General features: G+C 58.9%; 31 protein-coding genes and 1 pseudogene. 15 read left to right on the top strand and 17 right to left on the bottom strand.

The features are described from left to right. Positions 1–73: 73 nt before the first annotated feature. Entirely contained in the window at positions 74–1,282 is a 1,209-nt protein-coding gene (locus OHJ17_RS15235; RefSeq protein WP_032432903.1) for an HD-GYP domain-containing protein, read from the bottom strand. A 302-nt stretch (positions 1,283–1,584) separates the two neighbouring features. On the opposite strand from OHJ17_RS15235, the gene fraE reads away from it, so the two are divergent. From fraE to OHJ17_RS15215, 4 genes are all read left to right on the top strand, one after another. Next, positions 1,585–2,628, top strand: a complete 1,044-nt coding sequence (fraE, locus tag OHJ17_RS15230; RefSeq protein ID WP_004150784.1) for a fructose-asparagine asparaginase — start codon at positions 1,585–1,587, stop codon at positions 2,626–2,628. A 661-nt stretch (positions 2,629–3,289) separates the two neighbouring features. After that, positions 3,290–4,204, top strand: coding sequence for a kdo(2)-lipid IV(A) palmitoleoyltransferase (gene lpxP / locus OHJ17_RS15225; RefSeq protein WP_004148038.1), 915 nt, complete (start codon positions 3,290–3,292; stop codon positions 4,202–4,204). An 89-nt stretch (positions 4,205–4,293) separates the two neighbouring features. Beyond that, entirely contained in the window at positions 4,294–4,932 is a 639-nt protein-coding gene (leuE, locus tag OHJ17_RS15220; protein WP_032432905.1) for a leucine efflux protein LeuE, read from the top strand. A 130-nt stretch (positions 4,933–5,062) separates the two neighbouring features. After that, complete coding sequence (locus OHJ17_RS15215) at positions 5,063–5,326, top strand: DUF2534 family protein (RefSeq protein WP_004140489.1); 264 nt, start codon at positions 5,063–5,065, stop codon at positions 5,324–5,326. Positions 5,327–5,385: 59 nt separating this feature from the next. Here OHJ17_RS15215 and OHJ17_RS15210 read toward each other — a convergent pair whose 3' ends face one another. The 4 genes from OHJ17_RS15210 to OHJ17_RS15200 form a co-directional block, all read right to left on the bottom strand. Beyond that, positions 5,386–5,511, bottom strand: coding sequence for a hypothetical protein (locus tag OHJ17_RS15210; protein WP_004140488.1), 126 nt, complete (start codon positions 5,509–5,511; stop codon positions 5,386–5,388). Positions 5,512–5,628: 117 nt separating this feature from the next. After that, positions 5,629–5,682 (bottom strand): hypothetical protein, encoded by a 54-nt coding sequence (locus OHJ17_RS26465; protein WP_139155684.1) that lies wholly within the window; start codon positions 5,680–5,682, stop codon positions 5,629–5,631. Between the two features lie 20 nt (positions 5,683–5,702). Next, entirely contained in the window at positions 5,703–5,804 is a 102-nt protein-coding gene (locus OHJ17_RS15205; RefSeq protein WP_004150782.1) for a YoaK family small membrane protein, read from the bottom strand. A 57-nt stretch (positions 5,805–5,861) separates the two neighbouring features. After that, positions 5,862–6,875 (bottom strand): sensor domain-containing diguanylate cyclase, encoded by a 1,014-nt coding sequence (locus OHJ17_RS15200; protein WP_004176549.1) that lies wholly within the window; start codon positions 6,873–6,875, stop codon positions 5,862–5,864. Between the two features lie 300 nt (positions 6,876–7,175). Between OHJ17_RS15200 and OHJ17_RS15195 the strand changes: the two genes are divergently transcribed. Beyond that, the gene (locus tag OHJ17_RS15195; protein ID WP_004176548.1) at positions 7,176–7,415 is read left to right on the top strand and encodes a putative hemolysin; all 240 of its coding nucleotides are present in this window, start codon (positions 7,176–7,178) and stop codon (positions 7,413–7,415) included. On the opposite strand, the gene OHJ17_RS15190 is transcribed toward OHJ17_RS15195, so the two are convergent. Next, the gene (locus tag OHJ17_RS15190) at positions 7,405–7,743 is read right to left on the bottom strand and encodes a DUF488 domain-containing protein (RefSeq protein WP_014343000.1); all 339 of its coding nucleotides are present in this window, start codon (positions 7,741–7,743) and stop codon (positions 7,405–7,407) included. The two genes, OHJ17_RS15195 and OHJ17_RS15190, sit on opposite strands and share 11 nt — an antisense overlap. Before the next feature lie 4 nt (positions 7,744–7,747). Further along, entirely contained in the window at positions 7,748–8,257 is a 510-nt protein-coding gene (locus OHJ17_RS15185; RefSeq protein WP_004176547.1) for a 2-thiouracil desulfurase family protein, read from the bottom strand. Between the two features lie 145 nt (positions 8,258–8,402). Here OHJ17_RS15185 and OHJ17_RS15180 point away from each other — a divergent pair, with 145 nt between their 5' ends. Then, entirely contained in the window at positions 8,403–9,095 is a 693-nt protein-coding gene (locus tag OHJ17_RS15180; protein ID WP_004140471.1) for a CTP synthase C-terminal region-related (seleno)protein, read from the top strand. A 31-nt stretch (positions 9,096–9,126) separates the two neighbouring features. Here OHJ17_RS15180 and OHJ17_RS15175 read toward each other — a convergent pair whose 3' ends face one another. Then, positions 9,127–10,302, bottom strand: coding sequence for a CynX/NimT family MFS transporter (locus tag OHJ17_RS15175; RefSeq protein WP_014343001.1), 1,176 nt, complete (start codon positions 10,300–10,302; stop codon positions 9,127–9,129). Between the two features lie 107 nt (positions 10,303–10,409). On the opposite strand from OHJ17_RS15175, the gene OHJ17_RS15170 reads away from it, so the two are divergent. Then, entirely contained in the window at positions 10,410–11,204 is a 795-nt protein-coding gene (locus OHJ17_RS15170; protein WP_004140469.1) for an AraC family transcriptional regulator, read from the top strand. Here OHJ17_RS15170 and OHJ17_RS15165 read toward each other — a convergent pair. From OHJ17_RS15165 to OHJ17_RS15155, 3 genes and pseudogenes are all read right to left on the bottom strand, one after another. Beyond that, the gene (locus OHJ17_RS15165; protein WP_002901080.1) at positions 11,188–11,634 is read right to left on the bottom strand and encodes a DUF441 domain-containing protein; all 447 of its coding nucleotides are present in this window, start codon (positions 11,632–11,634) and stop codon (positions 11,188–11,190) included. The genes OHJ17_RS15170 and OHJ17_RS15165 overlap by 17 nt on opposite strands. A 116-nt stretch (positions 11,635–11,750) precedes the next feature. Continuing rightward, entirely contained in the window at positions 11,751–12,251 is a 501-nt protein-coding gene (locus tag OHJ17_RS15160) for a YbaK/prolyl-tRNA synthetase associated domain-containing protein (protein ID WP_004892876.1), read from the bottom strand. A gap of 95 nt (positions 12,252–12,346) precedes the next feature. Continuing rightward, positions 12,347–12,503: pseudogene (locus OHJ17_RS15155) on the bottom strand (hypothetical protein). Between OHJ17_RS15155 and OHJ17_RS15150 the strand changes: the two are divergent. Next, positions 12,498–13,634 carry a glycosyltransferase family 9 protein gene (locus tag OHJ17_RS15150; RefSeq protein WP_014907796.1) on the top strand — a complete coding sequence of 379 codons (1,137 nt, stop codon included), beginning with the start codon at positions 12,498–12,500 and terminating at the stop codon, positions 13,632–13,634. The pseudogene OHJ17_RS15155 and the gene OHJ17_RS15150 sit on opposite strands and share 6 nt — an antisense overlap. A 170-nt stretch (positions 13,635–13,804) precedes the next feature. On the opposite strand, the gene OHJ17_RS15145 is transcribed toward OHJ17_RS15150, so the two are convergent. Next, the gene (locus OHJ17_RS15145) at positions 13,805–14,047 is read right to left on the bottom strand and encodes a DinI family protein (protein ID WP_002901096.1); all 243 of its coding nucleotides are present in this window, start codon (positions 14,045–14,047) and stop codon (positions 13,805–13,807) included. 613 nt (positions 14,048–14,660) lie between these two features. Here OHJ17_RS15145 and ltrA point away from each other — a divergent pair. The 3 genes from ltrA (at position 14,661) to OHJ17_RS15130 (ending at position 17,914) form a co-directional block, all read left to right on the top strand. Next, on the top strand, positions 14,661–16,148 hold the full coding sequence (ltrA, locus tag OHJ17_RS15140) for a group II intron reverse transcriptase/maturase (RefSeq protein WP_162660611.1): 1,488 nt from the start codon (positions 14,661–14,663) through the stop codon (positions 16,146–16,148). 78 nt (positions 16,149–16,226) lie between these two features. Next, entirely contained in the window at positions 16,227–16,646 is a 420-nt protein-coding gene (locus OHJ17_RS15135) for a translesion error-prone DNA polymerase V autoproteolytic subunit (RefSeq protein ID WP_002901192.1), read from the top strand. Between the two features lie 2 nt (positions 16,647–16,648). After that, complete coding sequence (locus tag OHJ17_RS15130; RefSeq protein WP_004213131.1) at positions 16,649–17,914, top strand: Y-family DNA polymerase; 1,266 nt, start codon at positions 16,649–16,651, stop codon at positions 17,912–17,914. Positions 17,915–17,920: 6 nt separating this feature from the next. Here the strand turns inward: OHJ17_RS15130 and OHJ17_RS15125 are convergent, their stop codons facing one another. Continuing rightward, entirely contained in the window at positions 17,921–18,826 is a 906-nt protein-coding gene (locus tag OHJ17_RS15125) for a LysR family transcriptional regulator (protein WP_004140447.1), read from the bottom strand. Between the two features lie 166 nt (positions 18,827–18,992). Between OHJ17_RS15125 and OHJ17_RS15120 the strand changes: the two genes are divergently transcribed. Beyond that, on the top strand, positions 18,993–19,742 hold the full coding sequence (locus OHJ17_RS15120) for an SDR family oxidoreductase (RefSeq protein ID WP_002901225.1): 750 nt from the start codon (positions 18,993–18,995) through the stop codon (positions 19,740–19,742). Here OHJ17_RS15120 and OHJ17_RS15115 read toward each other — a convergent pair. Continuing rightward, positions 19,739–20,956 carry an MFS transporter gene (locus tag OHJ17_RS15115; RefSeq protein WP_023300891.1) on the bottom strand — a complete coding sequence of 406 codons (1,218 nt, stop codon included), beginning with the start codon at positions 20,954–20,956 and terminating at the stop codon, positions 19,739–19,741. The genes OHJ17_RS15120 and OHJ17_RS15115 overlap by 4 nt on opposite strands. A gap of 175 nt (positions 20,957–21,131) precedes the next feature. Here OHJ17_RS15115 and OHJ17_RS15110 point away from each other — a divergent pair, with 175 nt between their 5' ends. After that, a complete protein-coding gene (locus OHJ17_RS15110; RefSeq protein ID WP_009309126.1) occupies positions 21,132–22,013 on the top strand; it encodes a LysR family transcriptional regulator in 882 nt (293 codons plus the stop codon). 70 nt (positions 22,014–22,083) lie between these two features. Here OHJ17_RS15110 and OHJ17_RS15105 read toward each other — a convergent pair whose 3' ends face one another. Beyond that, the gene (locus tag OHJ17_RS15105) at positions 22,084–22,203 is read right to left on the bottom strand and encodes a hypothetical protein (RefSeq protein ID WP_004140436.1); all 120 of its coding nucleotides are present in this window, start codon (positions 22,201–22,203) and stop codon (positions 22,084–22,086) included. A 67-nt stretch (positions 22,204–22,270) separates the two neighbouring features. Between OHJ17_RS15105 and OHJ17_RS15100 the strand changes: the two genes are divergently transcribed. Next, a complete protein-coding gene (locus OHJ17_RS15100) occupies positions 22,271–22,582 on the top strand; it encodes a hypothetical protein (protein WP_004140435.1) in 312 nt (103 codons plus the stop codon). Positions 22,583–22,703: 121 nt separating this feature from the next. On the opposite strand, the gene OHJ17_RS15095 is transcribed toward OHJ17_RS15100, so the two are convergent. Continuing rightward, positions 22,704–23,186, bottom strand: a complete 483-nt coding sequence (locus OHJ17_RS15095; protein ID WP_002901230.1) for a glutathione peroxidase — start codon at positions 23,184–23,186, stop codon at positions 22,704–22,706. 158 nt (positions 23,187–23,344) lie between these two features. On the opposite strand from OHJ17_RS15095, the gene OHJ17_RS15090 reads away from it, so the two are divergent. Beyond that, positions 23,345–23,908 (top strand): hypothetical protein, encoded by a 564-nt coding sequence (locus OHJ17_RS15090; protein WP_002901231.1) that lies wholly within the window; start codon positions 23,345–23,347, stop codon positions 23,906–23,908. Between the two features lie 45 nt (positions 23,909–23,953). On the opposite strand, the gene OHJ17_RS15085 is transcribed toward OHJ17_RS15090, so the two are convergent. Beyond that, entirely contained in the window at positions 23,954–25,237 is a 1,284-nt protein-coding gene (locus OHJ17_RS15085) for a YeaH/YhbH family protein (RefSeq protein ID WP_004152363.1), read from the bottom strand. Positions 25,238–25,317: the final 80 nt, after the last annotated feature.

The raw sequence follows: 25,317 nt of genomic DNA, 5'->3' as shown, positions 1-25,317 counted from the left end.
CGTGAATTTCCTTGCATGCAGATGAAGCTGTTTTGATTATAGAACTCCGCCCCCGCCACGACGGCGGCCCGCTTCAGAGGCGGCGCTCGCTATGCAGAGGGGCAAGGGTCTGAAGAATGATGGCGTGTAGCGTTTCCGCATGGTGGCGCAAAACGAGGAAGACATCGCTATCCAGAGCGCCATTTATAACATCCGCTTCCATAATCTGTAAGGCTTCCTGCCAGGCCATCCCTTTACGATAAGGGCGATCTTCGGTCAGCGCGGTGAAAATATCGGCGATGGAGATAATCCGGTCGGCGAGGGTCAGGTGCTCCTTTTCGAGATGCAGAGGGTAGCCGCTGCCGTCCATTTTTTCATGATGATTCGAGGCCCAGTTAATGATGTCGCCGAGCTCGCTATAGTCGCTGAGAAGTTCGCCGGTCATGTAGCTGTGCTCCCGCACCTGACTCAGCTCCTCATCATCCAGCTCGCCCTCTTTTTCGAGAATGGAGAGTGGGATATAGACCTTGCCAATATCGTGTAGATAGCCGGCTATCTGTATTTGCTGACAGGTGGGCTCCGGCAGCTGCATCCAGCGGGCAAGCTGGCGGGCGATTTCCCCCACCATGATGCTATGGGTGGCGGTAAAGCTACTGTAGGTGTCGACGATTTTGGCAATCAGCAGGCAGACATCCTTCAGACCGTGAATATCCAGATAGCGCGTGTTGATGGGGCCAATAATCTCCAGCAGCCGCTGAATATGGCCGGGGTGAAGGTGCTGCCAGAAGTTCGCATTTTCAGCGACCTCGCACAGGCTATCGCAGAGCGGCGGATCGATCTCCCGATGCAAAGCGACGAACTGTTCCACCACCGCCCGCGTGGGCCAGGCGGCAACGTGGCTATCGGCCGGCAGCAGCCGTTCAAAGGCATCAGCGAAATAGACAATGTGCTGTTCGCGGGAGCCCCGGTGGTTCGGGCTAAAATGGTGATCGCGAATAAAGGGAACGATGGGCTGGAAGGTCGCTAATCCCTCCAGCATCGCCACACCCTGGCGCTGATGCGGGTCGTGGATATTATCGATAGCATCCAGCGAATGAATGGTGCGTTTATCCCCCAGCACGCCGATATCGTGCAGCAGCGCGGCGCAAAAAATGGTCTGCTGCCGTTCGTCAGGCAGTTCCAGCCTTTGCGCCAGCGTCAGGGCGATTAAGGCCGTTCGTTGCATATGCCGGTGCAGTTCAGGGTTAATGATCTGGATGACTCTGGTGGTCAGCATCAGGGCCGACTTCAGGGCAATACGCATCTCTGTTCTCCGTTCGCGTGACCTGGCGGGCAAAAATGCTCTCGCCGGTGACGGAAGTGTCGATAATCTGATCGCAATGCGTGTTGTGTGTTGCTGAACAGGTAAATCCTCAGAATGTTTTGGTTCATAGCTCTGCCCGTTTCAGATCCAGTGGTGCACCAGAGTTGGGCGATATCGTCCTAAGAACCTTATTATTGTCTGATAGTTAACCATTTCCCCCCCAGAAAAGAAATGAATTCTGGCAAGCCCTTTGCATTAAGCAAGCGTAAGTTTGATTAATGTCTATGAAGGGAGTGACCTGTATGAATTTTAGAGCATTACTTGCCATTGCGTTATTGACGATGAGCAGCCTGGCGTTTAGCGAGACGCGTCTTCCGCATATTGTTATTTTAGCCACCGGCGGAACGATTGCTGGTTCGGCGGCCAGCAATACCCAAACAACCGGCTATAAAGCCGGGGCGATTGGGGTGCAGACGCTGATTAACGCCGTGCCGGAAATGAGTAAAATCGCTCACGTCGAGGGCGAGCAGGTGGCCAATATTGGCAGTGAGAATATGACCAGCGATATTATTCTCCAGCTCTCGAAGCGGGTGAATGCGCTATTGGCCCGGGACGATGTCGATGGCGTGGTGATCACCCATGGCACGGACACGCTGGATGAAACCCCGTATTTCCTCAATCTGACGGTGAAAAGCAACAAGCCGGTGGTCTTTACCGCGGCGATGCGCCCGGCGACGGCGATCAGCGCCGACGGGCCGATGAACCTGCTGGAAGCGGTCACGGTCGCCGCCGATCCTGATGCCCGGGGACGCGGGGTAATGGTGGTGCTTAACGACCGCATCGGCGCGGCGCGCTTTGTCACCAAAACTAATGCCACTTCGCTGGATACCTTCCGGGCGCCCGAGGAGGGCTATCTTGGTGTCGTGGTGGGCGGAAAACCCCAGTTCGAGACGCGGGTGGATAAAATTCACACGCTGCGCTCGGTGTTCGATGTGCGTCAGCTGAAGGTTCTGCCGAAGGTGGTGATTATTTATGGTTACCAGGACGATCCGGAGTATATGTACGATGCGGCGATCGCCCATCATGCCGACGGTATTATCTACGCCGGAACCGGGGCGGGGTCGGTGTCGGTACGTAGCGCCGCCGGTATCAAAAAAGCGCAGCAGGCGGGCATCGTGGTGGTGCGAGCCTCCCGTACCGGCAGCGGCGTCGTACCGCCGGATGACAGCCAGCCCGGGCTGGTGGCCGACTCCCTCAACCCGGCAAAAGCGCGTATACTGCTGATGACCGCGCTGACGCAGACTAAAGATCCGCAGCTGATTCAGCAATATTTCCATACCTACTGATCCTCTGCGGCGAGGGCGTTTTTCACACCCTCGCCGTGCTTTCTTCTCAATGACCTGGCTTCCATGCAAATCGATGGCGGATGATTGCCCATCATTCACTCCACCTGTATTTCCCACGAGGCGTAAAAAAATATTTTTTATTGTCCGGCGGGCACAGTATTTCAATGCACCGCGCTTATTTTAAAAGCAGGTTTAAATAAGTCTATTCTTAATTGTTGTCTTAAAGTCGTTTTAATCTTTTTTATGCTGACGGATTAAAAAAGATGCATTTCGCAGTGGGACGCGTTTAATACTCGCTTTGACAGACTACGATGCATCCCAACGCGGTCAGACCGCCGATCGCGCGGCTCAGCGGACGCCTGCCACCGGCGGCCAGGGCCGCACTGCGGCAGCTTTCGGTTGTTTTCGTTAGTAACGCTGATGATTAGCGTGAAAATGATATGCATGATGAATATATTAAGCGTGGTTCAAGATTTAAGTTTACATTTAGTAACATATGTGCCGCAATTATGTTTTTTTGTCAGCTTGCTGTTTTTTACTTGCCGGAGGGAATTTCAGCGGATTAGTATTGTCGAACTTGCTGTACGTACCGCCTAATGATGATAAATGGATTCTGTTTTCCTTAAGCGTTACCACATAATTAATGTTTACAGGAAAAATCATGGCCTGCGTATTTAATAAACAACTTTTACACCCGCGTAACTGGCTGACCTGGTTCGGGCTCGGCATCCTCTGGTTAATCGTGCAACTGCCTTATCCGCTGCTGCATTTTATCGGCACCAGCGCTGGTCGCCTTTCCCGTCGCTTTCTTAAACGCCGCGAACATATCGCCCGGCGTAATATCGAACTCTGCTTCCCGGACATGTCGCCAGCGGCGCGCGAGACGCTGATCGATCAAAACTTTATGTCGCTGGGAATGGGGCTTATCGAAACCGGCATGGCCTGGTTCTGGAGCGACGAGCGGGTCAAAAAATGGTTTGATGTCGAGGGGTTCGCCAACCTTAATCACGCGCTTAGCGGTGGGAAAGGGGTAATGGTCGTCGGCGTGCACTTTATGTCGCTGGAGCTGGGCGGGCGCGCGATGGGGCTGTGTCGGCCAATGATGGCCACCTACCGGCCGCACAACAGCCCGCTGATGGAGTGGGTGCAAACCCGCGGTCGCCTGCGTTCGAACAAAGCGATGATCGATCGCAACAATCTGACCGGTCTGGTGCATGCCTTGAAATCCGGTGAAGCGGTGTGGTTCGCGCCCGATCAGGATTACGGTCCCAAGGGCAGCGTCTTTGCACCTTTTTTCTCCGTCCCGCAGGCGGCGACCACCAACGGCACCTATGTCCTGTCCCGCTTATCGGGCGCGAAAATGTTGAGCATCAGCATGGTACGTAAGCTGGATCGCCGGGGCTATAGCCTGCATATCAGCGAGGTGATGAATGACTATCCGGGTGAGGATAAGCAGATCGCCGCCGGCTATATCAACAAGGTTATTGAGCGCGAGATCCTGCGCGCTCCCGAGCAGTATCTGTGGGTACACCGTCGTTTTAAAACCCGACCGCTGGGCGAACCTTCCGTCTATTAACCTTCCCGCACAGGCTGCGCTTTCAAAATCCCGACAGTTGGGGTAACGTGAGCCGGATCATGTTTTAGTCGTGCGCGAAGGAGTGCAGAGTGTTCGCTGAGTTTGGTGTTCTGAATTATTTAACCTATCTGGTCGGGGCGGTGCTTATCATCCTCGTTCCTGGCCCTAATACGTTTTTCGTGCTGAAAACGGGCATTGCCCACGGGGTGAAGAAAGGCTATCTGGCGGCGGCGGGCGTCTTTATTGGCGACGCAGTGCTGATGTTTCTGGCCTTCGCCGGGGTGGCGACGCTGATTAAAACCACGCCGGTGTTGTTTAACGTCGTGCGCTACCTCGGGGCAATTTACCTGCTGTGGCTCGGGGGCAAAATGCTCTATGCGGTGCTGACCCAGCGCGACGGCCAGTCCGACGCCAGCGCGGAGCCGGCGAGCGCGATCCTCAAGCGCTCCCTGACCCTGAGCCTGACCAATCCGAAAGCGATTCTGTTCTATGTGTCGTTTTTCGTGCAGTTTATCGATGTCAACGCCAAAACCCCCGGCGTGGCGTTCTTTATCCTGGCGCTGACCCTCGAGGTGATTAGCTTCTGCTATATGAGCTTTTTGATCCTCTCCGGCTCGTTTGTCACCCGCTACGTCAAAACCCGCAAGAAGCTGGCTAAACTTGGCAACAGCCTGATTGGTCTGGTTTTCGTCGGGTTCGCCGCGCGCCTGGCTACCCTGCAGTCCTGATCCCCACGGGCCGGTTACCCGCTGACCGGCCCGCCGTCTCTTATTCTGCCCTGTAACAAAAACCCTTCATTTTTTATTGCATTGGTGTTACATATACAGCCGTTTATCGCTCAGCAAAAAGGAAGCCCCGATGATTCTGCAAAAACTCCTCAGCAATAAAAACTGCAAAAAATACTGTCTGTCGCTCGCGGTGGTGTTTGCTATCGCGCTGGCGGTAGTGGGGCGGGCGACCTTCGGGGGCGTGGTGAGCGAGTACAATATGCCGTACTCAGAGTGGACGACGTCCATGTTCTTCCTGCAGGGGGCGATGGTGACGGTTTACAGCATTGTCTTTACCGCGCTCTTCGCTATCCCCCTCGGCTTTATTTTCCTCGGCGCCGATCGTCAGGATTAAGCGTCAACGGGCGAACCGCGGTTCGCCCTGTCTTATCGGCTTATCAACAGCGTGAAGCATTAGTCGTCGTCATGATAGTGATGATGGTGGTGGTGGCGATGGGGGTGATATCCATCGTCAATAATGCATCCCGATAACAGCGTGCACAGCGCAATAATCAACGGTAACACGATCGGTTTTTTCATCCTTACTTCTCCCGCTATTCTTATTCCCCGGGGCCGAGAATGCCGCGGCGGATAACGTGAGTGTAAAGGGTTAACTTATTGATGGGATAGGATAACTCCGCAATATCGCCGCGGCGATCACCACCAGCCAAACTGGGTGCCGGCCACCGCCACGATGGCGACGACCAGCATGATAATGGTGCTTTTTTTCATTATGCCCCACCCGGCGCCGCATAGCCGCCGACAAAAAACCAGCCGAGAAAGACGACGGCGATGATAAAGATCGCCACCGGGAAAAGAATACCCAATTTCATGATTGTGTCCCTGTACCCACGAATGATGCCCTGCATGATACTGGATATCGCGGTACTTTAGTCAATATGAATGAAATTCTCCTGGCGGCGGGACTTCTTATCCTGGTACATCGCCTCATCGGCAGCGCGTAAGGCCGCTTCAACATCGATACTCTGCGGATCGCAGGTGACCACCCCGAAGCTGGCGCCCTCATAGTCGATACGCTGTTCGCCGAGGAAGTAGACGCCGCACAGAGCCTGACGCAGGGACGTGACATACGCCTGCTGTGCGGCAGGCTGCTGGGCGCTACCGACGATCAAAAACTCATCGCCGCCAAGGCGGCCAACGATATCTTCCCGGCGCGCGACAGCGGTGAGTCGTTTGCCGACCTGCACCAGAAAGCTGTCGCCGCACGGATGGCCGAACCGATCGTTAATGGCTTTGAAACCATCGAGATCGATAAAAATAAGCGAGACCTGCTGCTGCTGGGCGCGGGCGGAGGCAAAGCGTAACGCCAGCTGCTTAAACAGCGCGCGGCGATTGGGAAGCTGGGTGAGCTCATCGGTAGACGAGTGCAGCTCCAGCGCGACGTTTGCCGCCTGCAGCTGTTGCACCAGGGTGTCTTTTTCCACGTAGTGGGAAATGAGCTTCGCAAACAGGCCCATGACCTGTTCGCCTTCGAGGTTATAAGGCTGTTGTTGCCGGCTGGTGGCGCAGAGGGTGCCGAACAGAGAGCCGTCGGCCAGGCGGACGGGAATGCTTAAAAAAGTAGCGATTCCCAGCTCCTGGGCGGCGATGCAGGAGTGCCAGCGGTTGGCAACGTCATTGCTAAACGTACACTGATCCTCAAGGGCGCGTTTGCACAGGGATTCATCCCAGGGGACGGAAAATCCTTCCGGGATCTGCATTTCGCTGCTGTTGTGGGCGAACATGATCTGCTGCCGCTGGGCGTTGGTATCAATGCGGGTGAGGTAGGTGGACTCCATTCGGGTCACCGCCTCCAGCATCTCCAGCAGCTGGCGCACCAGGGTTTCCAGGGACTGTTCCGCAGCGAGGGTTTGCGACACCCGGGCAAGAATAAAATCTGACATGAATAATACAGCTCCAGCACGCCAAACGTCACCCCAGCATATTGGGCTGCAAACGGACATCAGCGTCAAATAAACAGTGATATTTTTAAATTTATCACATCTGTCTGGGGAATACTTGTCCACGCGGTGGGAAAAAAAGCCCCGTCGGGGGCGACGGGGAAAAACTCATTGATTATGGAATGATCTGTTCTCTGGTCAGTTCGAGAACAGGGCTACTCTACGGGGGAAAAGTGCAGGCAAGATGGAGAAAACGTGGAGATTCAGGCTAAAATCCCCGGGCATTCAGGAAAGGGAGGAACAATGAAAAAGCTACTGGCTATTCTGCCACTGGTATTAGCCGGCTGTGCCCAGCCGCAGCCCACTGCGCCGACGAAAACCATCGGCATGCCCAACCCCGCGGCGGTATACTGTCAGCAATCCGGCGGCACCCGGGTGCCGGTGCAAACGCCGCAGGGCGTCAGCACCCAGTGCAAACTACCCAGCGGCGAAACTCTCGACGAGTGGGCGCTGTGGCGCCGGGATCATCCGGCTAAATCGTAACCGGCAGGGCCGCCAGCCAGGCGGCCAACACCCGGGCATGATTCTGCTCGGTGTTCTTCGCAGCGTACAGCAGCGTCAGCGGCTGGCGTTGCGCCAGCGCCGCCAGCCGCAGGCCCGTTTCGCGATGGGCGTCGAGCTCCTGACGATAGCGCTGGCTGAAGTGGGCGAAATCGATCGCCTCGCCGTGAAAGGCTTTGCGCAGCTCAGCGGAAGGCGTTAACTCCTTACACCACTCATCACAGGCCAGCGCCTCTTTTTTAATCCCCCGCGGCCAGAGACGGTCGACCAGCACCCGATAGCCGTCGCTGCTTTCCTGCGGGTCATACACCCGTTTACACTGAATCATCATCCTGCTCCTTCTGTGCCATCCAGGCGAGCAACTGCGGGATTTGCCCGTCGGAAAATACCGTGATGCCGTGGGCGCGGAGTAGGTCGGCGGCCACGCCGGCGCCCGCTTTGCGCCGTCCGCGAAAGGAACCGTCATAGACAAACTGGCTGCCGCAGGTAGGGCTGCCGTCGGTGAGTAACGCTGCCTGACAGCCCGCTTCCCGGGCGGCGCTGAGCGCCAGCCAGGCGGCCAGCTGATAATGTCCGGTGACGTCGCGGCCGTCGCTTTCCACGATCCGCGCCCGTCCGGCAAGCACATCGCCGCCGGTGCCGCCGAGGATCTCCGCCGGCAGTCGGGGCGTAGGCAGACCGGCCGCCAGCTCCGGGCAGTGGATCACCAGCCGCCCCGCCTGCTGCCAGCGGGACAGCGTCGCCGCCAGCTGTGCCTTCTCACTACCGTTATACCGCACCTGGAATCCCATCAGGCAGGCGCTGACCAAAAGCTTATTTTTCATTCTCTCTCCCTTACGCGCTTTTTCCAGTATACCTCACCCGTCGGCCACGGCGGTGGGGTGAAAATAAGGATTGTGTTCCACAGGCGGGATCGCTATTCTGACGTGCCTTGTGCTGTCCGTCTCGTCCAGACATAAGGAACCTGCTATGAAAACTCCTTTACGCCTCGCCCTTGTCGGCGATTATCACCCCGATATTGTTGCCCATCAGGCCATTCCCCTGGCGATAGACGATGCCGCCGCCGTGCTGGAGCAGCCGGTGAAATATGACTGGCTCGCCACCCCATCGATCGCCTCCGGCGAGGCGCTGGCGGAGTACGATGCCATCTGGGTCGTTCCCGGCAGCCCGTATCGTCACCCGGAAGGCGCGTTTACCGCGATCCGCTATGCCCGGGAAAACAGCATTCCTTTCCTCGGCACCTGCGGCGGCTTTCAGCACGCGGTGATTGAATACGCCCGCAACGTGCTCGGCTGGCAGGACGCCGGACATGCGGAAACCGACAGCGAAGGGCGGATGGTGATCGCTCCCCTCAGCTGCTCGCTGGTGGAGACCTCCGCCGTCGTCGAGCTGCGGGCGAATACGCTGATTGCCCGCGCCTATGGCCGGGAGAGCATTGAAGAGGGCTACCACTGCCGGTACGGCGTGAGCAGCGCGTTTGCGGCGGAGCTGGAGCAGGGCGATCTGCGCGTCACCGGCTGGGATGAAGAGGGTGAGATCCGCGCCGTCGAGCTGGTGACGCACCCGTTTTTTGTCGCCACCTTGTTCCAGCATGAGCGTCACGCGCTGGACGGGCGTCCCGCGCCGCTGGTGCAGGCGTTTCTCCGCGCCGCGGCACAATAATTCCACCGGCAGCGGGCGCTGCCGGTCATCTTCAGGGGTGAATTTCCCGGTCACGTCCGGCGAGCGCGCCGCAGACCGCCATCACCAGCGAAATCAGCGCCACCGCCAGCAGCGGAATATGCCAGTCGCCATTGGCATCATGGATCCTGCCCATCAGCGGCGGCCCGCAGGCGGCCAGCAGATAGCCGACGCTCTGCGCCATCCCTGACAGCGCCGCGGCCTGATGCGCCGAGCTGGCGCGCAGGCCGATAAACGTCAGGCCGAGGATCATAGTGGCTCCGGAGCCAAAGCCGAACAGCAGCGTCCAGCCGATCGCCAGCTCAGGCAACAGCCACAGCCCGGCGGCGCTGATGGCGCACATCAGGGCGACCAGCACCGCGATCCCGCGCTGGTCGCGCAGCCGATGCAGGATCAGCGGTATCGCCAGGCCGGGCGCGGCGGTCGCCAGCTGCAGCAGGCCATGCAGCGAGCCGGCCTGCGCTTCGCTATAGCCCATACTCTGCAGAATCGACGGCAGCCAGCCGATAATCACGTAATAGACCAGCGAGTTGATGCCGAGGAACAGCGTCACCTGCCAGGCCAGCGCCGACCGCCAGATCCCCCGGTTATGCATAGCGCCTGAGCCGGTCAATGGCGTCTCCGCCCGGCACCGGGACTGCGGCAGCCAGCTGAGGAGCGCCAGTAGCGGGAAGACCATCAGCAGCAGCAGCGCCCCGCGCCAGCCGAATCCGGCCATCGCCACGGGGACCACCAGCGCCGAACCAAGCGCCGCCGCGCCGCCCATCGTCAGGGAATAGGCGCCGGTCATCCGCGCGACATGCTGCGAGAAATCCCGTTTAATCAGCCCGGGCAGCAGCACGTTACCCAGCGCAATGCCGCAGCCGATCACCGCCGTGCCGATAAACAGCAGCGCAGCGGAGGGCAGGGAGCGCAGGGCAATGCCGGCGCAGATCAGCAGCATCGCCAGCAGCAGGCTGCGTTCCATGCCGAACCGGCGGGCAACCCCTGCCGCCAGCGGCGAGACAAGGCCAAAGGCCAGCAGCGGCAGGGTAGTGAGCAGCCCGGTCTGCGCGGTGGTCAGGCCATAGTCGCTACGAATCGCGTCCAGCAGCGGCGCCGCGCCGGTAAAGACCACGCGCAGGGTGGTGGCGATGAGCAGGATACCGGCAATCAGCAGCGCGGGGCGGCGGCCGGTAGAGGAGATCACAGAAGACATATCATTCTCAAGGTAACTAACGAGGGGGGTTACGATAGCGGCTTTGTCCCTCGTTTAAATCAAGCTAAAATGACAGATTATCGCTAATATCGGACAAGATGATGATTGGACTGGGGCTGGATGGCTATGAACCGGACAGTGGCCACGAATCGGCCATTGCCTTTCGTATCCGGGTGGTGGAGGCGGAGCAGTATATTCCGGCGCATTCCCACCGTAAGGGGCAGCTGATCCTTGCCCTGCACGGCGCCTTGACCTGCGAGGTGGAGAACGCAATGTGGATGGTGCCGCCGCAGTATGCGGTGTGGGTTCCGGGGCAGCTGTCCCACAGTAACCGCGCTACCCCCGGCGCCCAGGTATGCTTCCTGTTCATCGAGCCGGGCGCCGCGCCGATGCCGGATCGCTGCTGTACGCTAAAGATTTCCCCGCTGGTGCGAGAGCTGATCCTTACTCTGGCGGAGCGCGGCGGAGAGTCCCTGGCCGCCCCCGCCACGGCCCGGCTGGTGCAGGTTCTGTTTGATGAGCTGCCCCGCCAGCCGCAGGAGCACCTGCAGCTGCCGGTATCAAACCACCCGAAAATTCGTCAAATGGTGACGATGATGGCTGAGGATCCGGCGCGCTGGCAGACCCTGAGCCAGTGGGCGGCGGTGTTTGCGATGAGCGAGCGGAATCTGGCCCGCCTGGTAGTGCGCGAAACGGGGCTGAGCTTTCGCCGCTGGCGCCATCAGCTGCAGCTGATCCTCGCGCTGCAGCTGCTGATCCGCGGGCAGACGGTGCAGCAGACGGCTCAGGCGCTGGGCTACGATTCCACCACCGCCTTCATCACCATGTTTAAAAAAGGGCTCGGGCAGACACCGGGCCGCTATCACGGTAGCCTGGCTACGACTTCCCAATAAACAATGAGATGATCCCGGCGGCAATCAGCGGCCCGACCGGGACGCCGCGAAACAGGGCGACGCCGAGTACTGTACCGACCAGCAGCCCGGCCACCAGATGCGGCTGGGAGCCCATCAGGGAGACGCCGCGCCCGCCGAGCCACGAAACAAACACCCCGACCGCAATCGCCAGCAGCGATTTCCAGTTCATAAAGGAGTGGATCAGCGTCGAGGGCGGCAGCGTGCCGCTGGCGATAGGCGCCATCACGCCGATGGTCAGAATAATGATCCCGACGGTCAGTCCCTGTTTCTCAACCCAGGGAAAGAAGGCGTTCAGCGGCGTGACGCGCACGATAATCAGCACGAGGATGGAGATCGCCACGGTGGTGTTATGACTGATAAAGCCGAGCGCCGCCAGACCCAGCAGGATCAACAGGGTGGTATCAAACATGTACAGAGGTCCTTGCCAAAATAAGAATGCCAAAAATATCCCGCTTACTCTACGCATCGTGGCGTGAATAAACAGGATTTTTACGCCATGCGGCGGAAATCTGGGCGGATGCCCGGTTAGCTAAGACGGCGAAAGGTCGCGATCTCTGGTCGGGCGATATGTAAATAGTCTTCGGTGTCGAGAATGATCGACCGGTCCAGGCGCCCGGCGTTAAAGGCGATTTGTGGAAAGCGTTCAAACAGCAGCGGGTCCGCCACCAGCCGCAGCGCCGGATGGAAACTGAAGGGGGGAATGGCGCCGAACACGCAGGCGGTGAGGGCATCCACCTCCGCCGGGCTGGCCAGCGAGGCTTTGCTGCCGCCGATATGCCGGGCCAGGCTGGCGAGGTCGGCCTGCCGATCGGCGGCGAGGATCGCCAGCACATGCTGGTTGACGCCGTTTCCTTTCACTTTACAGACTAACGCTTTCGCGCCCTGGCCAAGCGCGGTGCCGCGGATTGCCGAGACGGCTTCGCACTGACCGACCGCCTCGTGCGCCATCACCCGGTAGCGGGCCCGGTGCTCGTCGAGCAGCGCGCACAGCCGCTGGTGGATATTACCTTCTACTGCTTCAAGCATAGCGTCCTCCTGACATCATAAAGCAGCCAGCTTAGCGCTGTTGCGCCGGCCTGCCAACGGTGGGCCGGGAAATTCACCATTCGCTCATTATTACTTCACAGTGCTGTGGTGCAATCCCGCAGGCGCAGATGAGTTTTGCAAATAAAAAAAAGAATGATTTTCATTTTCAATCGAACTTTTTTTATTTCGCTCAGTCTCTATCGGACGACACAGAATATTAATAATTGCCGTAATGAGGTTAGGATGATGCACGATGCAACCATGCAGGGTTCCCCACGCAAGAAATTTAATAAAATAAGGGAGCTCAACAGACGGCGGAATTACTTTACTAAGAAAGTACGTAATGCCCTGCGGGTGGGGGTGGCGAAAGCGCTCTGGGATCGCCGACGCCGTCAGCCGGTAGATTTGTCGTCTGCGAAAACCGTCCTGTTGATGCGCAATGAGGGGGCGGTCGGCGATGTAGTGGTGGATTCCGCGCTGGTGAAATGCCTGCATCAGTCAGGCTATATCGTTGATTTTTTGCTGACGACCTCTAACAGCCAGGTGATGCGTTATAACCCGCGGATCCGCCATATTTATGAAGCTGATCCGGTTACGTCCGCCGATTTTTTGCGTAAATTTAATCATAACGTTCCTCGCGACGTTATTAATGAACTGGCTAATAATAAGTACGATATTATTATTGACCCTTCGCTGTTCGATATTCCCGTGCATCGCCTGCGGCTTTTCCGACAAATAAAAGCCAAATCAGTGCTCGGGTTTAATAAATGGCCATCGATTAAGCACTACTCCCACTCTTTTGATTTTGACTGCCAGCGCTGGCACGTGACGAAAACGTTCGAGCTGATCGCCGATTATCTCCAACTGGACACCCGCGGGCTGGACGCTTACGACCTGGCGGTGCCCGGGCCGATTATGCAGGAGGTGGCGCAGTATCTGGCGTCGCTAAGCGGAAAAGCGGTGGTGATTAATATTTTTGCCGGCCATGCCGACCGCAGTCTCTCGCAGACGCAGCTGGCGGAACTGCTCGACAAACTGCTGGCCCGCCACCCGGGGAGCGCGGTTATTCTGCTCGATCACCGGCGCGAGATCCGCATCCCGCTGCCGCCGGAGGTGGTGATTAACCCATTTAACACGTTACACCATGCGATGGCGCTGATCGCCCAGGCGGAGCTGATTATCTCCCCGGACACCTCGGTGGTGCACATGGCGGCGGCGTGGAACAAACCGCTGATCGCGGTCTATAAGGACGTTCTGCTTAATAACCGGCTGTGGGCCCCGGGCTATGACAACGCCAGGCAGATCATTGTTAAATGCGGGAAGGTCCATCAGCATCGCGGGCTAGTGGATAGAATTATAGCGGCGCTACCGGAGACGCTGTGAGGCGATGAGGGGAGGCAGGTAGGGCTCACCTGCTGGCCGTATGCAAGAGCCAGCAGGTGAGCGAAGGTTGCATTGCCAGTCTGCAACCGCCGCTATTGTACTGTTGCCCGCGGCTCTGCCACATCCGGGAAAGCTCTTAAAGAGGTGGTCGCCGCGACTGACGGGCGGGATCACTCTTCAGTGAGCCACATATCCGCCTCTTCAAACATCTCCTGCACCGTGCGGCTGATCAGCTCTTTTTCATGCTTGCTGGCGTCGGTGTTGATCGCCGGCAGCGTCATCATCGGCTTCACCCGCACTTCCGCCTCCGGGAAAATGCGCTGCATGCGTTTGGTCAGCTCGTTAAGAATGGCCTCTCTGGCGCCCGGTAGCCCGGCAAAATTGCGCTTGTCATAAATCAGTTCCACAAACATCTTCTGTCCTCTGTATGCTGATCGCGGGCGATAGTTTTACTGTATTAATGTACAGTGTCAAGCGAATGCCGCGGCGCTGCGCATCTACCACCTCGCGCGGCGGGCGGGCTGCGCGCAAAAGCAGCAAACGGTTCGCTGGCGCTGAAGAAGACCCCTATTGACATCAAGGAGTTATTTCAGTGCTGGCGATTGATAGCTGGAGCCGATATTGACCGGTAAAACTGGCAAAACTACTGTATATATATTCAGTGTGCGCCGGGAGACCGGTAGAGATCAAGGGGTGAAAGTCCCCGACCATTGAAGGACCAGCAATCCACAAGGTCCCCGAGTCATGCGTTGCATACCGCGAGGTATGGGGCGAAGCGTTGACAGGGGTGTTGACAGGCCAGCCATTGAGCCACGAAATGTATATTAAATTACCGGGTGCCGACGTTGTACTGTTAACGGAAGGCAACATCATAGGGTGCGATACTGCGAGTGCCACATGGACCCGGCGGGGTCTGAGACCCTGGCATGTCAATACGATCTCTACGCGGGAACCGGGAGATCTCCCCTCTGACCATCTGCCAGTGTCGGAGATGGCCCGCACCGGGAAGACGAGGAGTCATAGCCGGTGATGTACGGAGAGGAGAAGTCGGACTCGCTCATAGTAGCGGCGAAGCAGGCGAACAACCCGAAAGGAGCGGAGTCAGTGGAGCGAAGGAGCGGGGCCAAGGGGAACGTGGAACAGCCACACATGCGCCGGACACAGAGCCGGGAAAGCATGTCACAGAGGCTGTCACGCGTGCGGGAAGCTGCGAAGCAGCGGAAGAAAGAACGGTTTACAGCATTGTTCCACCTGCTGACAGTCGAAGCACTGGAAGCCGCATTCCTCTCCCTGAGCAGGAAAGCGGCCGCCGGAGTGGATGGCATCAGGTGGATGGACTACGCCGGAAACATGAAGAACAACATAACAGATCTGCACCGGAGGCTACATCAGGGCAGCTACAGGGCGCAGCCCGGCAGGCGTCACTACATCCCAAAAGCGGATGGAAAACAACGCCCGCTCGGCATCGCCTCGCTGGAGGACAAGATCGTCCAGTATGCGCTGGTGAAAATCCTGAACGCAGTCTATGAAAACGACTTTATGGGGTTCTCATACGGGTTCAGACCCGGGCGAAGCCAGCACGATGCACTGGACGCACTGGCCACAGGGCTGGTACGCACTAACGTAAACTGGGTACTGGATGCCGACATCAGTCAGTTCTTTGACAGGGTGAGCCACGAATGGCTGATCAGGTTCACAGAGCATCGGATCGGCGACCGGAGGGTAATCAGGCTCATACGTAAGTGGCTCACAGCCGGGACGTCGGAGGAGGGTCAATGGCGAGCAACGGAGGAAGGCACCCCACAGGGTGCGGTCATCTCACCGCTGCTGGCAAACATATACCTCCACTACGTCTTCGATCTGTGGGCGCATCAGTGGCGACGTCGCTATGCCACAGGCAATGTGGTAATGGTCAGATACGCCGATGACATCGTCATCGGGTTCGACAAACGATACGATGCCCGGCGCTTCCGTATAGCCATGCAGCGCAGACTGAGGGAGTTCGGACTCACGGTTCACCCGGAGAAAACCCGTCTGATGGAGTTCGGCCGCTTCGCTGCCGAAAACCGTGCCATCAGGGGAAAAGGCAAACCAGAAACGTTCAACTTCCTCGGGTTCACGCACATCAGCGGGAAAGATCGCAACGGCAGGTTCATGCTGATACGAAAGACCCGCCGGGATCGGATGACGGCAACTCTGAAAGCCATCAAAGACGGTCTGCGAAGGCGCTGGCATTACTCAATCCCCGAACAGGGAAAATGGCTCAGGAGAGTGGTTCAGGGATACCTGAACTATCACTCGGTACCGGGCAACTTCCCCACCATGCAGAAGTTCAGGACACACGTAACAAACCTCTGGCGCCGGGCGCTCAGGCGCAGGAGCCAGAAGGATGATACGACCTGGACGAAAGCAAACAAACTGGCAGCCGCATGGCTACCAAGGGTTCGGGTTCTTCATCCATGGCCTGTGGAGCGGTTCACCGCCAGACACCCGAGGCAGGAGCCCGGTGCGTAAATCGCGCACGCCGGGATCTGTGCGGGGGGTATCCGGTAACGGGTATCCCTACCGCGACATTGTGTGGTGGGTTGAAAAATGAACGTTTACACGCCGGTTGAGCTACGTCAGATTGTCTCCTTTCCCTTTTTTGCCGACCTGGTGCAGTGCGGCTTTCCCAGCCCGGCTCAGGACTATGTTGAAAAGCGAATCGACCTCAACGAGCTGCTGGTGCAGCATCCCAGCGCGACCTATTTTGTCAAAGCCGCTGGCGACAGCATGATCGATGCCGGCATTGACGAAGGCGATTTGCTGGTGGTGGACAGCGCGCGTAAAGCGGAGCATGGCGATATCGTGATTGCCGCCGTCGGCGGCGAGTTTACGGTAAAGAAGCTGCAGCTTCTGCCGCGGGTGCAGCTTAACCCGATGAACCCGGCCTATTCGCCCATCGTGGTCGGCCGCGAGGAGACGCTCGATATTTTCGGTGTCGTAACCTACATCATCAAGGCGGCGGGCTGATCATGTTCGCGCATTGTGATGTGAACGCCTTCTATGCCAGCTGTCAGACCGCCTTCCGGCCAGACCTGAAGGGGCGGCCGGTGGTGGTGCTGTCGAACAACGACGGCTGCGTGATCGCCCGCTCGGCGGAGGCGAAGCCGTTTGTGAAAATGGGCGAACCCTACTTTAAGCAGAAGGCTGCGTTTCTTCGCCACGGCGTCGTGGCGTTTAGCAGTAATTATGAGCTGTATGCCGACATGTCCAGCCGGGTGATGGCCACCCTGGAAGAGCTCACCCCGCGCTGCGAAATTTACAGTATCGATGAGGCCTTTTGCGATGTCAGCGGTGTGCGTCATTGCAGAGATCTGACCGATTTTGGCCGCGAAATCCGTGCCACGGTGCTGCAGCGTACCCATCTGACGCTGGGCGTTGGCATCGCCCAGACCAAAACCCTGGCGAAGCTGGCCAACCACGCGGCGAAGCAGTGGCCGCGGCAGACGGGCGGGGTAGTGGACTTGTCCTGCCCGCAGCGGCAGCGAAAGCTGATGGCGCTGCTGCCGGTGAGCGAGGTCTGGGGCATCGGGCGGCGGATCGGCAAAAAGCTTGAAGCGATGGGGATCGGCACGGTACTCCAGCTGGCGGAGAGCGATATCCGCTTTATCCGCAAGCACTTCACGGTGGTGCTCGAACGAACGGTACGGGAGCTGCGCGGCGAGCCTTGCCTGGCGCTGGAGGAGTTTGCCCCCGCTAAGCAGGAAATTATCTGCAGCCGCTCGTTCGGGGATCGGATTACGGCCTATGAGGATATGCGCCAGGCGATCTGCAGCTATGCCGCGCGGGCAGCAGAAAAGCTGCGCGGTGAGCATCAGTACTGCCGGTTCGTCTCCGCCTTTGTCAAAACCAGCCCCTTCGCGCTGAATGAACCCTATTACGGCAACAGCGCCTCGCTAAAGCTGCTGACGCCGACCCAGGACTCCCGGGATATTATCGCCGCGGCGACGAGCTGTCTGGATGCCATCTGGAAAGCGGGGCATCGCTATCAGAAGGCCGGCGTGATGCTCGGCGATTTCTACAGCCAGGGCGTCGCCCAGCTGAATCTGTTCGACGAGCTTGCTCCGCGGCACAACAGCGCCAGACTGATGCAGGTTCTCGATCAGCTGAATGCGAAAAACGGCAGGGGGGCGCTCTATTTTGCCGGCCAGGGGATCCAGCAGCAGTGGCAGATGAAGCGAGAGATGCTCTCGCCGCGCTACACCACGCGATACAGCGACCTGCTCCGCGTCAGATAACGCGCGCTATCCCTGCACCGCGGCCGGAAAAACCGCCGCCAGCCAGTCAATAAAGACGCGGAGCCGGGGCGGGACGTGCCGGTGCCGGGCATAGACAACGTGAAAAGGATAGGGGGCCGGGCGCCAGGCGCTGAGGATCTCCACCAGTTCGCCGCTCGCCAGCGCCGGTTTCAGCGAATAGGTAAAGGTCTGCACAATGCCTAAGCCCGCCTCGCCGGCGGCAATATGCGCGTTGCTCTCATTGATGCCGAGATGGGGCTCTGTCTTCAGCTCGGTGCTGACGCCGTGACGCGTAAAGCGAAACGGAAACGCTCTGCCGCTGGCCGGCGACAGATAGCTGATGAGCCGGTGGCCATGATGTAGTTCATCCGGCGAGGCGGGGGTGCCGTAGCGCTGAAGATAGCCCGGGGTGGCGCAGGTGACCAGCGTCGCCTCGCCGATTTTACGGGCGATCAGCGTCGAGTCTTCCATCGGACCGCCGCGGATGGCGCAGTCAATATTGCCGCTGATGAGGTCCGCGGGCTTATCGGCCACCTGCAAATCGATACGGATATCCGGCCAGGAGGTCATAAAGTCCGCCAGCAGCGGGATCAGCACATCGCACGCGGTCGACCCGCCGATGGCGATCCGTAGATGGCCCTTCGGCTTATTGCGGGCGGTATTGAACGACGCGTCGATCTCTTCCAGGTCTTCCAGCAGACAGCGGGCTTTTTCATAGTACTCCCGTCCTTCCGGCGTCACGGTAATACGCCGCGTGGTGCGCTGCAGGAGGGAAACCCCAAGATGCGCTTCCAGTTGCTGAATGGTTTTGCTGAGGGTGGCGTTGGGCATATTCAGCGAGTCCGCGGCGCGGGTAAAGCTGCCGGCTTCGACAACGCGAGTGAAGGCTTTGAGAGCTGAAAACCGGTCCATTATTCGCTTTATCCTGGTTACTGGAGGTCATTATCCACCGAGGGGAAGAGTGTTTTTCAGATTAGGCCATTTTTCCGCCTCGCCGGGACGATTACAGTGCTTTCCATACCCGGCGGGGCGCGTTCGCGAGCCTGGCCTGTTTATACTCTAACCAAGGAAATGCACCATGAGCAAAAAACTTGCGGATAAAGTGGCGTTAGTCACCGGCGGCAGCGCCGGGATTGGCCTGGCGTCGGCGAAAGCGCTGGCGGAGCAGGGCGCGAAGGTGTACATCACCGGCCGCCGTCAGGAGGAGCTGGATGCGGCGGTAAGATTCATCGGGCCCGCCGCCCGCGGGATCCGCGCCGACGCCGCCGTGTTAAGCGACCTTGACGCGGTATTTGCGACCATTGCCGAAGAGTCCGGCCGGCTGGATGTGCTGTTCGCCAATGCCGGCGGCGGAGACATGCTGCCGCTGAGCGCCATCACCGAAGCGCACGTCGACCGAATTTTCGCCACCAACGTGCGCGGGGTGGTGTTCACCGTGCAAAAAGCGCTGCCGCTGCTCGCCGACGGCGCCTCGGTGATTTTGACCGGCTCTACGGCGGCGGTAAAAGGGACGGCTAACTTCAGCATCTATAGCGCCAGTAAGGCCGCGGTACGCAGCCTGGCGCGCTCCTGGGCGCTGGAGGTTAGCGACCGCGGGATCCGCATCAATGTGGTCAGCCCGGGGCCGGTACGTACCCCGGGTCTGGGAGGGCTGGTGGCGGAGGCGGACCGCCAGGGCTTGTTCGATGCTCTGGCGGCCGGCGTACCGCTCGGGCGGCTGGGCGAGCCGGAGGAGATTGGCCGGACGGTGGTATTTTTAGCGTCGGATGAGTCGAGCTTTATTAACGCCGCGGAGATCTATGTCGACGGCGGGCTGGCGCAAATCTAAGCGCCTGCCGTCGCCGCACCGATCTGACCGGGCAGAGGCGCTTTCAGCAGGGCGATCAGCAGCGTACTGCCCACCATGATCCCCGCCGCCAGCCACACCATTCCCGACAGGCCAGCTGAGGCGATCAGCTGGCCGCCGACAAACGCCCCGGTGCCGATGGCGGCATTAAAAATGGCCACATAAATGGCTGACGCCGGCTGGGCGACAGCGCCCGCGCTGCGCAGCAGCCAGGTCTGTAAGCCGACGAACACAATCGCGATGCCGGCGCCCCACAGGGCTAACAGTAGCCCGCTAAAACAGAACGGCAGTGGCGCAAGACGGGCGGCGCCAAGGAGCGCCAGCGCGCCCCCGCTCAGCAGCAGCGCAGCGAAAATCAGCCCCTTCAGATGACGATCGATAAGCTTACCCGCGATAACGTTACCCAGCAGCCCGGAAACCCCTGACAGCAGCAGCAGGCCGGAGAGAGCGGTCGCCGGGACTCCCTGCAGATTTATCAGCAGCGGTTCAATGTAGGTGAAGGCGGCAAAGTGAGCGGTAATGATGCAGGCCGTGGCGCCATACAGGCCACCGAGCAGCGGATTGCGGAAGATATCGCGATAAACACGCAGCCTGACGGGGGCAGGGGCGGCCAGCGGGGGCAGCGTCGAGCACAGCACAGCAGCGGCGGCTAGTGACAGCAAGGCCATCGACATAAACGCGGGTCGCCAGCCCGCCAGGGTGGCGATAAAGCTCGCCAGCGGCACCCCCACTACGCTTGCCGCTGACACGCCGCCAAAAATGATCGCCGTGGCCAGCCCCAGCCGGTGCGGCGGCACCAGCTGCGCGGCGACAATGCCAATTAAGGCCCAGAAGGCGCCATGCGCCAGGGCGCCAATCATGCGGGCGCTCATCAGGGCGAACATCGAATAAGACCGGGTTGCGGCGAGGCAGGAAAGCGCGAGGATCAGCATCAGCCCGACCAGCAGCGCCTTGCGGGAAATACGCGTCGGCATTGCGCCGGAAAGCAGAGCCGCCAGGGCGCCTACCCAGCCATAGGCGGTGACGGCGAGGCCCACGCCGGATTCCGTCTGGTGAAAATCCGCCGCCAGGGCGCTGAGCATGCCCACCGGCGCCAGTTCGCTGGTGACGATCGAAAAGGCGCAGATCCCGAGCGCAACGACGGCAATCCAGACGCGCGCCGGCGCCGGGTGGAGGGGTAAAGCAATCTCTTTCATATCAGGCGTATCCTTAGGAAAGGAGCGTTCCGCGCGGTGCACGGACGTTCAGGTGAGGAGAGAGCAGGCGATCGGATGGCCTGGTTGTCTCCGCGAATGGCGTGCAGTATCATCCCTGCGAAACTGATAAAAAAGAGCGGAAAACGGAGAGCCGTTTTCCATACATGGAAAATAGATGACCGCAGAATTCCACTGGGATGATGCTCGCATATTCCTCGCCATCGCCCGGGCGGGAACGCTGAGCGGCGCCGCCGACAAGATGAACATGGGGATTGCCACGGTCTCCCGCCGGCTGGATCGGCTGGAGCAGGCGTTGAACGTTCCGCTCTTCAGCCGCCATCAGAGCGGCTACCGCCTGACCGACGATGGCGAAGCCCTGCTCGCGCGGGCGGAGGCGCTGGAATACGCTGGCCTGGCGTTCGGCGAAGCGGCGCAACTGCAGGGGCATGTCGCCGGGGTTGTTCGCCTGGCCACCTCGGATAACCTGGCCACGCATTTTATTCTGCCCTCCCTGAAAGGGCTCCTGGACCATTATCCCGAGCTGCGGGTGGAGGTGCTGAGCGGCGTGCAGCCGGTGAACCTGCACCGTCGGGATGCCGATCTGGCGATCCGCATGGTCAAGCCTGAGGCCGGGCATCTGACGTTAAAGCGGCTGGGGACGGTGGGGTTTGGCGTCTATGGCGCCGCCGACTGTCTGGCCGGCGCGGACGGCCTGTCGCTGAGCGAGGCGGACTTTGTGGGGTGGCCGGAAACTCACCAGCACCTGCCGGCCGCCCAATGGATCACGCGCACCCTGCGCGGCCGGCCGTGTAAAGTCGAAGCCAATACGCTCGTGGCCCAGGTTTCCGCAGTATCCGCGGGCCTCGGATTGGGCGTCCTGCCGCACTTTATGGCGCGGGCCAGCGGCCTGCAGTGCCTGCAGCCGGAGATCGGCGCGGATCAGACCCTCTGGCTGGTGATGCATTCTGACCTGGCCGGATCCAGACGCGTGCGGGTTCTCGCCGACCATCTCATCGCTCTCTTTGCGGACCATCAAGATCGGCTGGCGATGCCCTGAAGGGGCGCGGCTTGGGCGTGTATCGATAAGACTGCCTGAGGCTGACGAGCCACGATTTTCTCCGCGCCAGCTAACAGTGATACTCGCCGCGCAATATTCGGCCCAATGCTGCCCCGCAGTCGAAAATACTGCAGAGTGAGAGGATATCCCCGTCCGGCAAAATAATTTTGTGTTGTGGCCAGCGCGGCATTGTTGCGCTCCCCCAGAAATGCCTGTCGATGTTAGGGTGAGACGTTTATCACCACAGGAGAACGCAAATGATTGTCAGGACCTGGCACGGCTGTGTGCCATTGCAACATGCTGAGGGGTTTGCCCGCCACCTCGAGCGGACCGGCGTGGAACACGCTCAGAGCATCGCCGGCAACCGGGGGGCGCTGGTGCGCCAGGAAAACCAGGGCGAATGGGCGCATTTCTTTCTTGCCACCTACTGGCAGGATCTCGCGGCGGTCAAAGCCTTCGCTGGCGAAGACTATCACGTCGCGGTCACCTATCCGGACGACGAAGCATTCGAACTCCTCTCCGACCCCTATGTGTTTCAGCATGAAGTCGAGGCCGTGTCGCCGCTGTAGGCTGATGACCGGGCAGGTGGAAGATTGGCCAGCAGCAGGCGGTTGCTGGCCGCGTGAGAGCGACGTCTACCTTGTATGGGCAGCCAGCCGCCGCTGGGTGAACGTGGCATGATGGGAACACTCAGCGCGTGAGGGCCGCGACAATGGAGGCTTCCATTTTCTCCGGCGTCGTGAACGGCGCAAAACGCGTGAGGGGTGTGCCGTCGCGACCGATGAGGAACTTGGTGAAATTCCACTTGATCCGTCCGCCGAGCACGCCGGGCAACGCTTGTTTCAGATAACGAAACAGCGGGTGTGCGGCGGGGCCGTTGACGTCCACTTTCTCAAACATCGGGAAGCTCACGCCGTAGTTAACGTGACAAGTCTGCTCGATTTCATCCGCACCGCCGGGTTCCTGCTTACCAAACTGGTTGCACGGGAAACCAAGCACTACCAGCCCCTGAGCCGCGTACTTTTTGTAGAGCGCTTCCAGGCCAGCGTATTGCGGTGTGAAGCCACAATGGCTGGCCGTATTCACCACCAGAACCACCTTGCCAGCATAGTCAGCCATGGAGAGGGGCTGGCCGCGCAGGCGGGTAGCCGTCAATTGATAAAAAGGGGTCATAGCAGGCTCCTGAGAGTAGAAACAGTTCAACGCTGACGATCGCGCGAATGTTTGAAGCAGATTAGGCAGTTATGATACACAGGGTTAGGGATTTGTACCTGGAGTGTTAAAAAAACGCCAGATGTCATAGAGAAAATCGCGAACAGGAACGGCTGAAAATGATGAAATATGTCTTATCGCTGGTGGTGGTGGCGATACTCGCAGGATGTACCAGCACGCCAAACTTGCCGCCTCGGGATACCATTGTGGCGATGAAACCCACAGAGTCCGGTATTGTCGCCAGCTCAGCGAAATACAGTTACCGCTTTGTCCGTGACGGTGTGCCTCAGGAATATCAGCGTTACAAGACCTTTTATGAACGCTTTCACCAACAGGCTTCCGGCGTGCGGGTTAACTTTGTCGTGGAACAACATGAGGTGACGGCGGAATATCTGGTGGTGATGGATCAGCGCAAACTGGATGCCGGGCAGCATAGCGAGCTGGTGAATCAGTATCATGCGGTGCAAATTGATAACGATCGCCTCGGGGTGTTGTTTAAAGCGACAGGATTTTGGACTGCATCGGACGCGTCAGATCTGGCCGCCGCCTACCAGTTAGCGCACCCCGTTGTGGTATCAATCAATGATAAGACCAAAACGATTAGCTCGCTTGGCGCCGTTGCCCTGGCCCCGTTGTTTCCGTTTTACATGATGTATGGATGTGCCACCGGGCCTTGTGTCTGAGGAAAACAGCCAGCAAGTCACTCGACTCACTGGCTGAGTATTTAATTAAGCTTCACTTTTAGATGACTGCTTGTGAAACAGTTCGCGGAATACCGGGTAGATATCCTCCTGGTCGCGAATATGCTGCATGGCGAAATTATCAAAGGTCGCCTGCAGGTGTTCATACTCGCGCCACAGGGTCTGATGCGCCCGGCGGGTAATTTCGATATAGCTGTAATAACGCACCACCGGCAGAATTTTCTTCGCCAGCAGTTCGTGGCACAGCGGGGAGTCATCGGCCCAGTTGTCGCCATCCGACGCCTGGGCGGCGTAGATGTTCCACTGCGCCGGGTCATAGCGGGCCTGCACCACTTCATCCATCAGCTTCAGGGCGCTGGAGACAATGGTGCCGCCGGTTTCCTGAGAATAGAAGAATTCGTGCTCATCCACCTCTTTTGCCTGGGTATGGTGGCGGATATAGACCACGTCGACGTTTTTATAAGTCCGGCTGAGGAACAGATACAGCAGGATATAAAAGCGCTTGGCCATGTCTTTGGTGGCCTGGTCCATCGAGCCTGAGACGTCCATCAGACAGAACATCACCGCCTGGCTGGAAGGCTCCGGCCGTTTTTCGTAATTTTTGTAGCGTAAATCAAAGGTGTCGATAAACGGCACCCGCTCTATTTTAGCCCGCAGTTCGGCAATCTCTTTGCGCAGGCGCTCCTCCTCCAGCAGTTGCACCGGTTCGCTGCGGCTGATGGCTTCCAGATCCTCCTCCAGGGCGCGCAGTTCACGACGCTTGCCGGCGGTCATCGCCGTACGGCGGGCCAGCGAGTTCTGCAGTGAACGTACCACGCTGATGTTGGCTGGCACCCCATTGGAGGTAAAACCCGCGCGATGGGTTTTAAACTCATTCAGCTGCCGGTGCTGGTTTTTCTTCAGGTTCGGCAGGGCCAGATCTTCAAATAACAGATCCAGGTATTCATCTTTCGAGATCTGGAAGACAAACTCATCCTTTCCTTCACCATCGGCGCTGGCTTGCCCCTGACCGCTACCGCCGCCGCCGCCACCGCCCTGCGGGCGCTCAATGCGGTCGTTTTGCACAAAATGGTCGTTGCCCGGGTGGACGCGGTTGCGCAGGCCGCCGCGACCCTGATGAAACATCGGCTCGTTGATATCGTCCGTCGGGATCGAGACGGATTCTCCGCTCTCAATATCGGTCACCGAGCGCTTGTTGATGGCCTCGGAGATCGACTGTTTAATCTGCGCCTTATAACGGCGCAAAAAGCGCTGGCGGTTGACGGCGCTTTTGTTTTTCCCGTTCAGGCGTCGGTCTATGAACCAGGTCATATGCCCTCCTGTACTGCATTAGCCAACTTTACTTATCATCATTCAGCTGCAGTTGACCCGGCGGCGTGCCGCCGGGTTGG

Source organism: Klebsiella sp. KP20-425-1 (assembly GCF_025813515.1).
GTDB lineage: Bacteria > Pseudomonadota > Gammaproteobacteria > Enterobacterales > Enterobacteriaceae > Klebsiella > Klebsiella pneumoniae.
This window is presented reverse-complemented; position numbering and strand designations above follow the sequence as displayed.

Bases quoted from the DNA above. Each gene is read 5' to 3' on its own strand.
- OHJ17_RS15160 (WP_004892876.1), bottom strand. From the start codon at position 12,251: ATGCTTGAAGCAGTAGAAGGTAATATCCACCAGCGGCTGTGCGCGCTG.
- fraE (WP_004150784.1), top strand. From the start codon at position 1,585: ATGAATTTTAGAGCATTACTTGCCATTGCGTTATTGACGATGAGCAGC.
- OHJ17_RS15210 (WP_004140488.1), bottom strand. From the start codon at position 5,511: ATGAAAAAACCGATCGTGTTACCGTTGATTATTGCGCTGTGCACGCTG.
- OHJ17_RS15125 (WP_004140447.1), bottom strand. From the start codon at position 18,826: ATGGACCGGTTTTCAGCTCTCAAAGCCTTCACTCGCGTTGTCGAAGCC.
- OHJ17_RS15110 (WP_009309126.1), top strand. From the start codon at position 21,132: ATGACCGCAGAATTCCACTGGGATGATGCTCGCATATTCCTCGCCATC.
- OHJ17_RS15200 (WP_004176549.1), bottom strand. From the start codon at position 6,875: ATGTCAGATTTTATTCTTGCCCGGGTGTCGCAAACCCTCGCTGCGGAA.
- OHJ17_RS15215 (WP_004140489.1), top strand. From the start codon at position 5,063: ATGATTCTGCAAAAACTCCTCAGCAATAAAAACTGCAAAAAATACTGT.
- OHJ17_RS15090 (WP_002901231.1), top strand. From the start codon at position 23,345: ATGATGAAATATGTCTTATCGCTGGTGGTGGTGGCGATACTCGCAGGA.
- lpxP (WP_004148038.1), top strand. From the start codon at position 3,290: ATGGCCTGCGTATTTAATAAACAACTTTTACACCCGCGTAACTGGCTG.
- OHJ17_RS15165 (WP_002901080.1), bottom strand. From the start codon at position 11,634: ATGTTTGATACCACCCTGTTGATCCTGCTGGGTCTGGCGGCGCTCGGC.
- OHJ17_RS15135 (WP_002901192.1), top strand. From the start codon at position 16,227: ATGAACGTTTACACGCCGGTTGAGCTACGTCAGATTGTCTCCTTTCCC.
- OHJ17_RS15145 (WP_002901096.1), bottom strand. From the start codon at position 14,047: ATGTTTGTGGAACTGATTTATGACAAGCGCAATTTTGCCGGGCTACCG.
- OHJ17_RS15115 (WP_023300891.1), bottom strand. From the start codon at position 20,956: ATGAAAGAGATTGCTTTACCCCTCCACCCGGCGCCGGCGCGCGTCTGG.
- OHJ17_RS15095 (WP_002901230.1), bottom strand. From the start codon at position 23,186: ATGACCCCTTTTTATCAATTGACGGCTACCCGCCTGCGCGGCCAGCCC.
- OHJ17_RS15100 (WP_004140435.1), top strand. From the start codon at position 22,271: ATGATTGTCAGGACCTGGCACGGCTGTGTGCCATTGCAACATGCTGAG.
- OHJ17_RS15185 (WP_004176547.1), bottom strand. From the start codon at position 8,257: ATGAAAAATAAGCTTTTGGTCAGCGCCTGCCTGATGGGATTCCAGGTG.
- OHJ17_RS15205 (WP_004150782.1), bottom strand. From the start codon at position 5,804: ATGAAATTGGGTATTCTTTTCCCGGTGGCGATCTTTATCATCGCCGTC.
- OHJ17_RS15120 (WP_002901225.1), top strand. From the start codon at position 18,993: ATGAGCAAAAAACTTGCGGATAAAGTGGCGTTAGTCACCGGCGGCAGC.
- OHJ17_RS15235 (WP_032432903.1), bottom strand. From the start codon at position 1,282: ATGCGTATTGCCCTGAAGTCGGCCCTGATGCTGACCACCAGAGTCATC.
- OHJ17_RS15170 (WP_004140469.1), top strand. From the start codon at position 10,410: ATGATGATTGGACTGGGGCTGGATGGCTATGAACCGGACAGTGGCCAC.
- OHJ17_RS15085 (WP_004152363.1), bottom strand. From the start codon at position 25,237: ATGACCTGGTTCATAGACCGACGCCTGAACGGGAAAAACAAAAGCGCC.
- OHJ17_RS15105 (WP_004140436.1), bottom strand. From the start codon at position 22,203: ATGCCGCGCTGGCCACAACACAAAATTATTTTGCCGGACGGGGATATC.
- OHJ17_RS15180 (WP_004140471.1), top strand. From the start codon at position 8,403: ATGAAAACTCCTTTACGCCTCGCCCTTGTCGGCGATTATCACCCCGAT.
- OHJ17_RS15130 (WP_004213131.1), top strand. From the start codon at position 16,649: ATGTTCGCGCATTGTGATGTGAACGCCTTCTATGCCAGCTGTCAGACC.
- OHJ17_RS15150 (WP_014907796.1), top strand. From the start codon at position 12,498: ATGCACGATGCAACCATGCAGGGTTCCCCACGCAAGAAATTTAATAAA.
- OHJ17_RS15195 (WP_004176548.1), top strand. From the start codon at position 7,176: ATGAAAAAGCTACTGGCTATTCTGCCACTGGTATTAGCCGGCTGTGCC.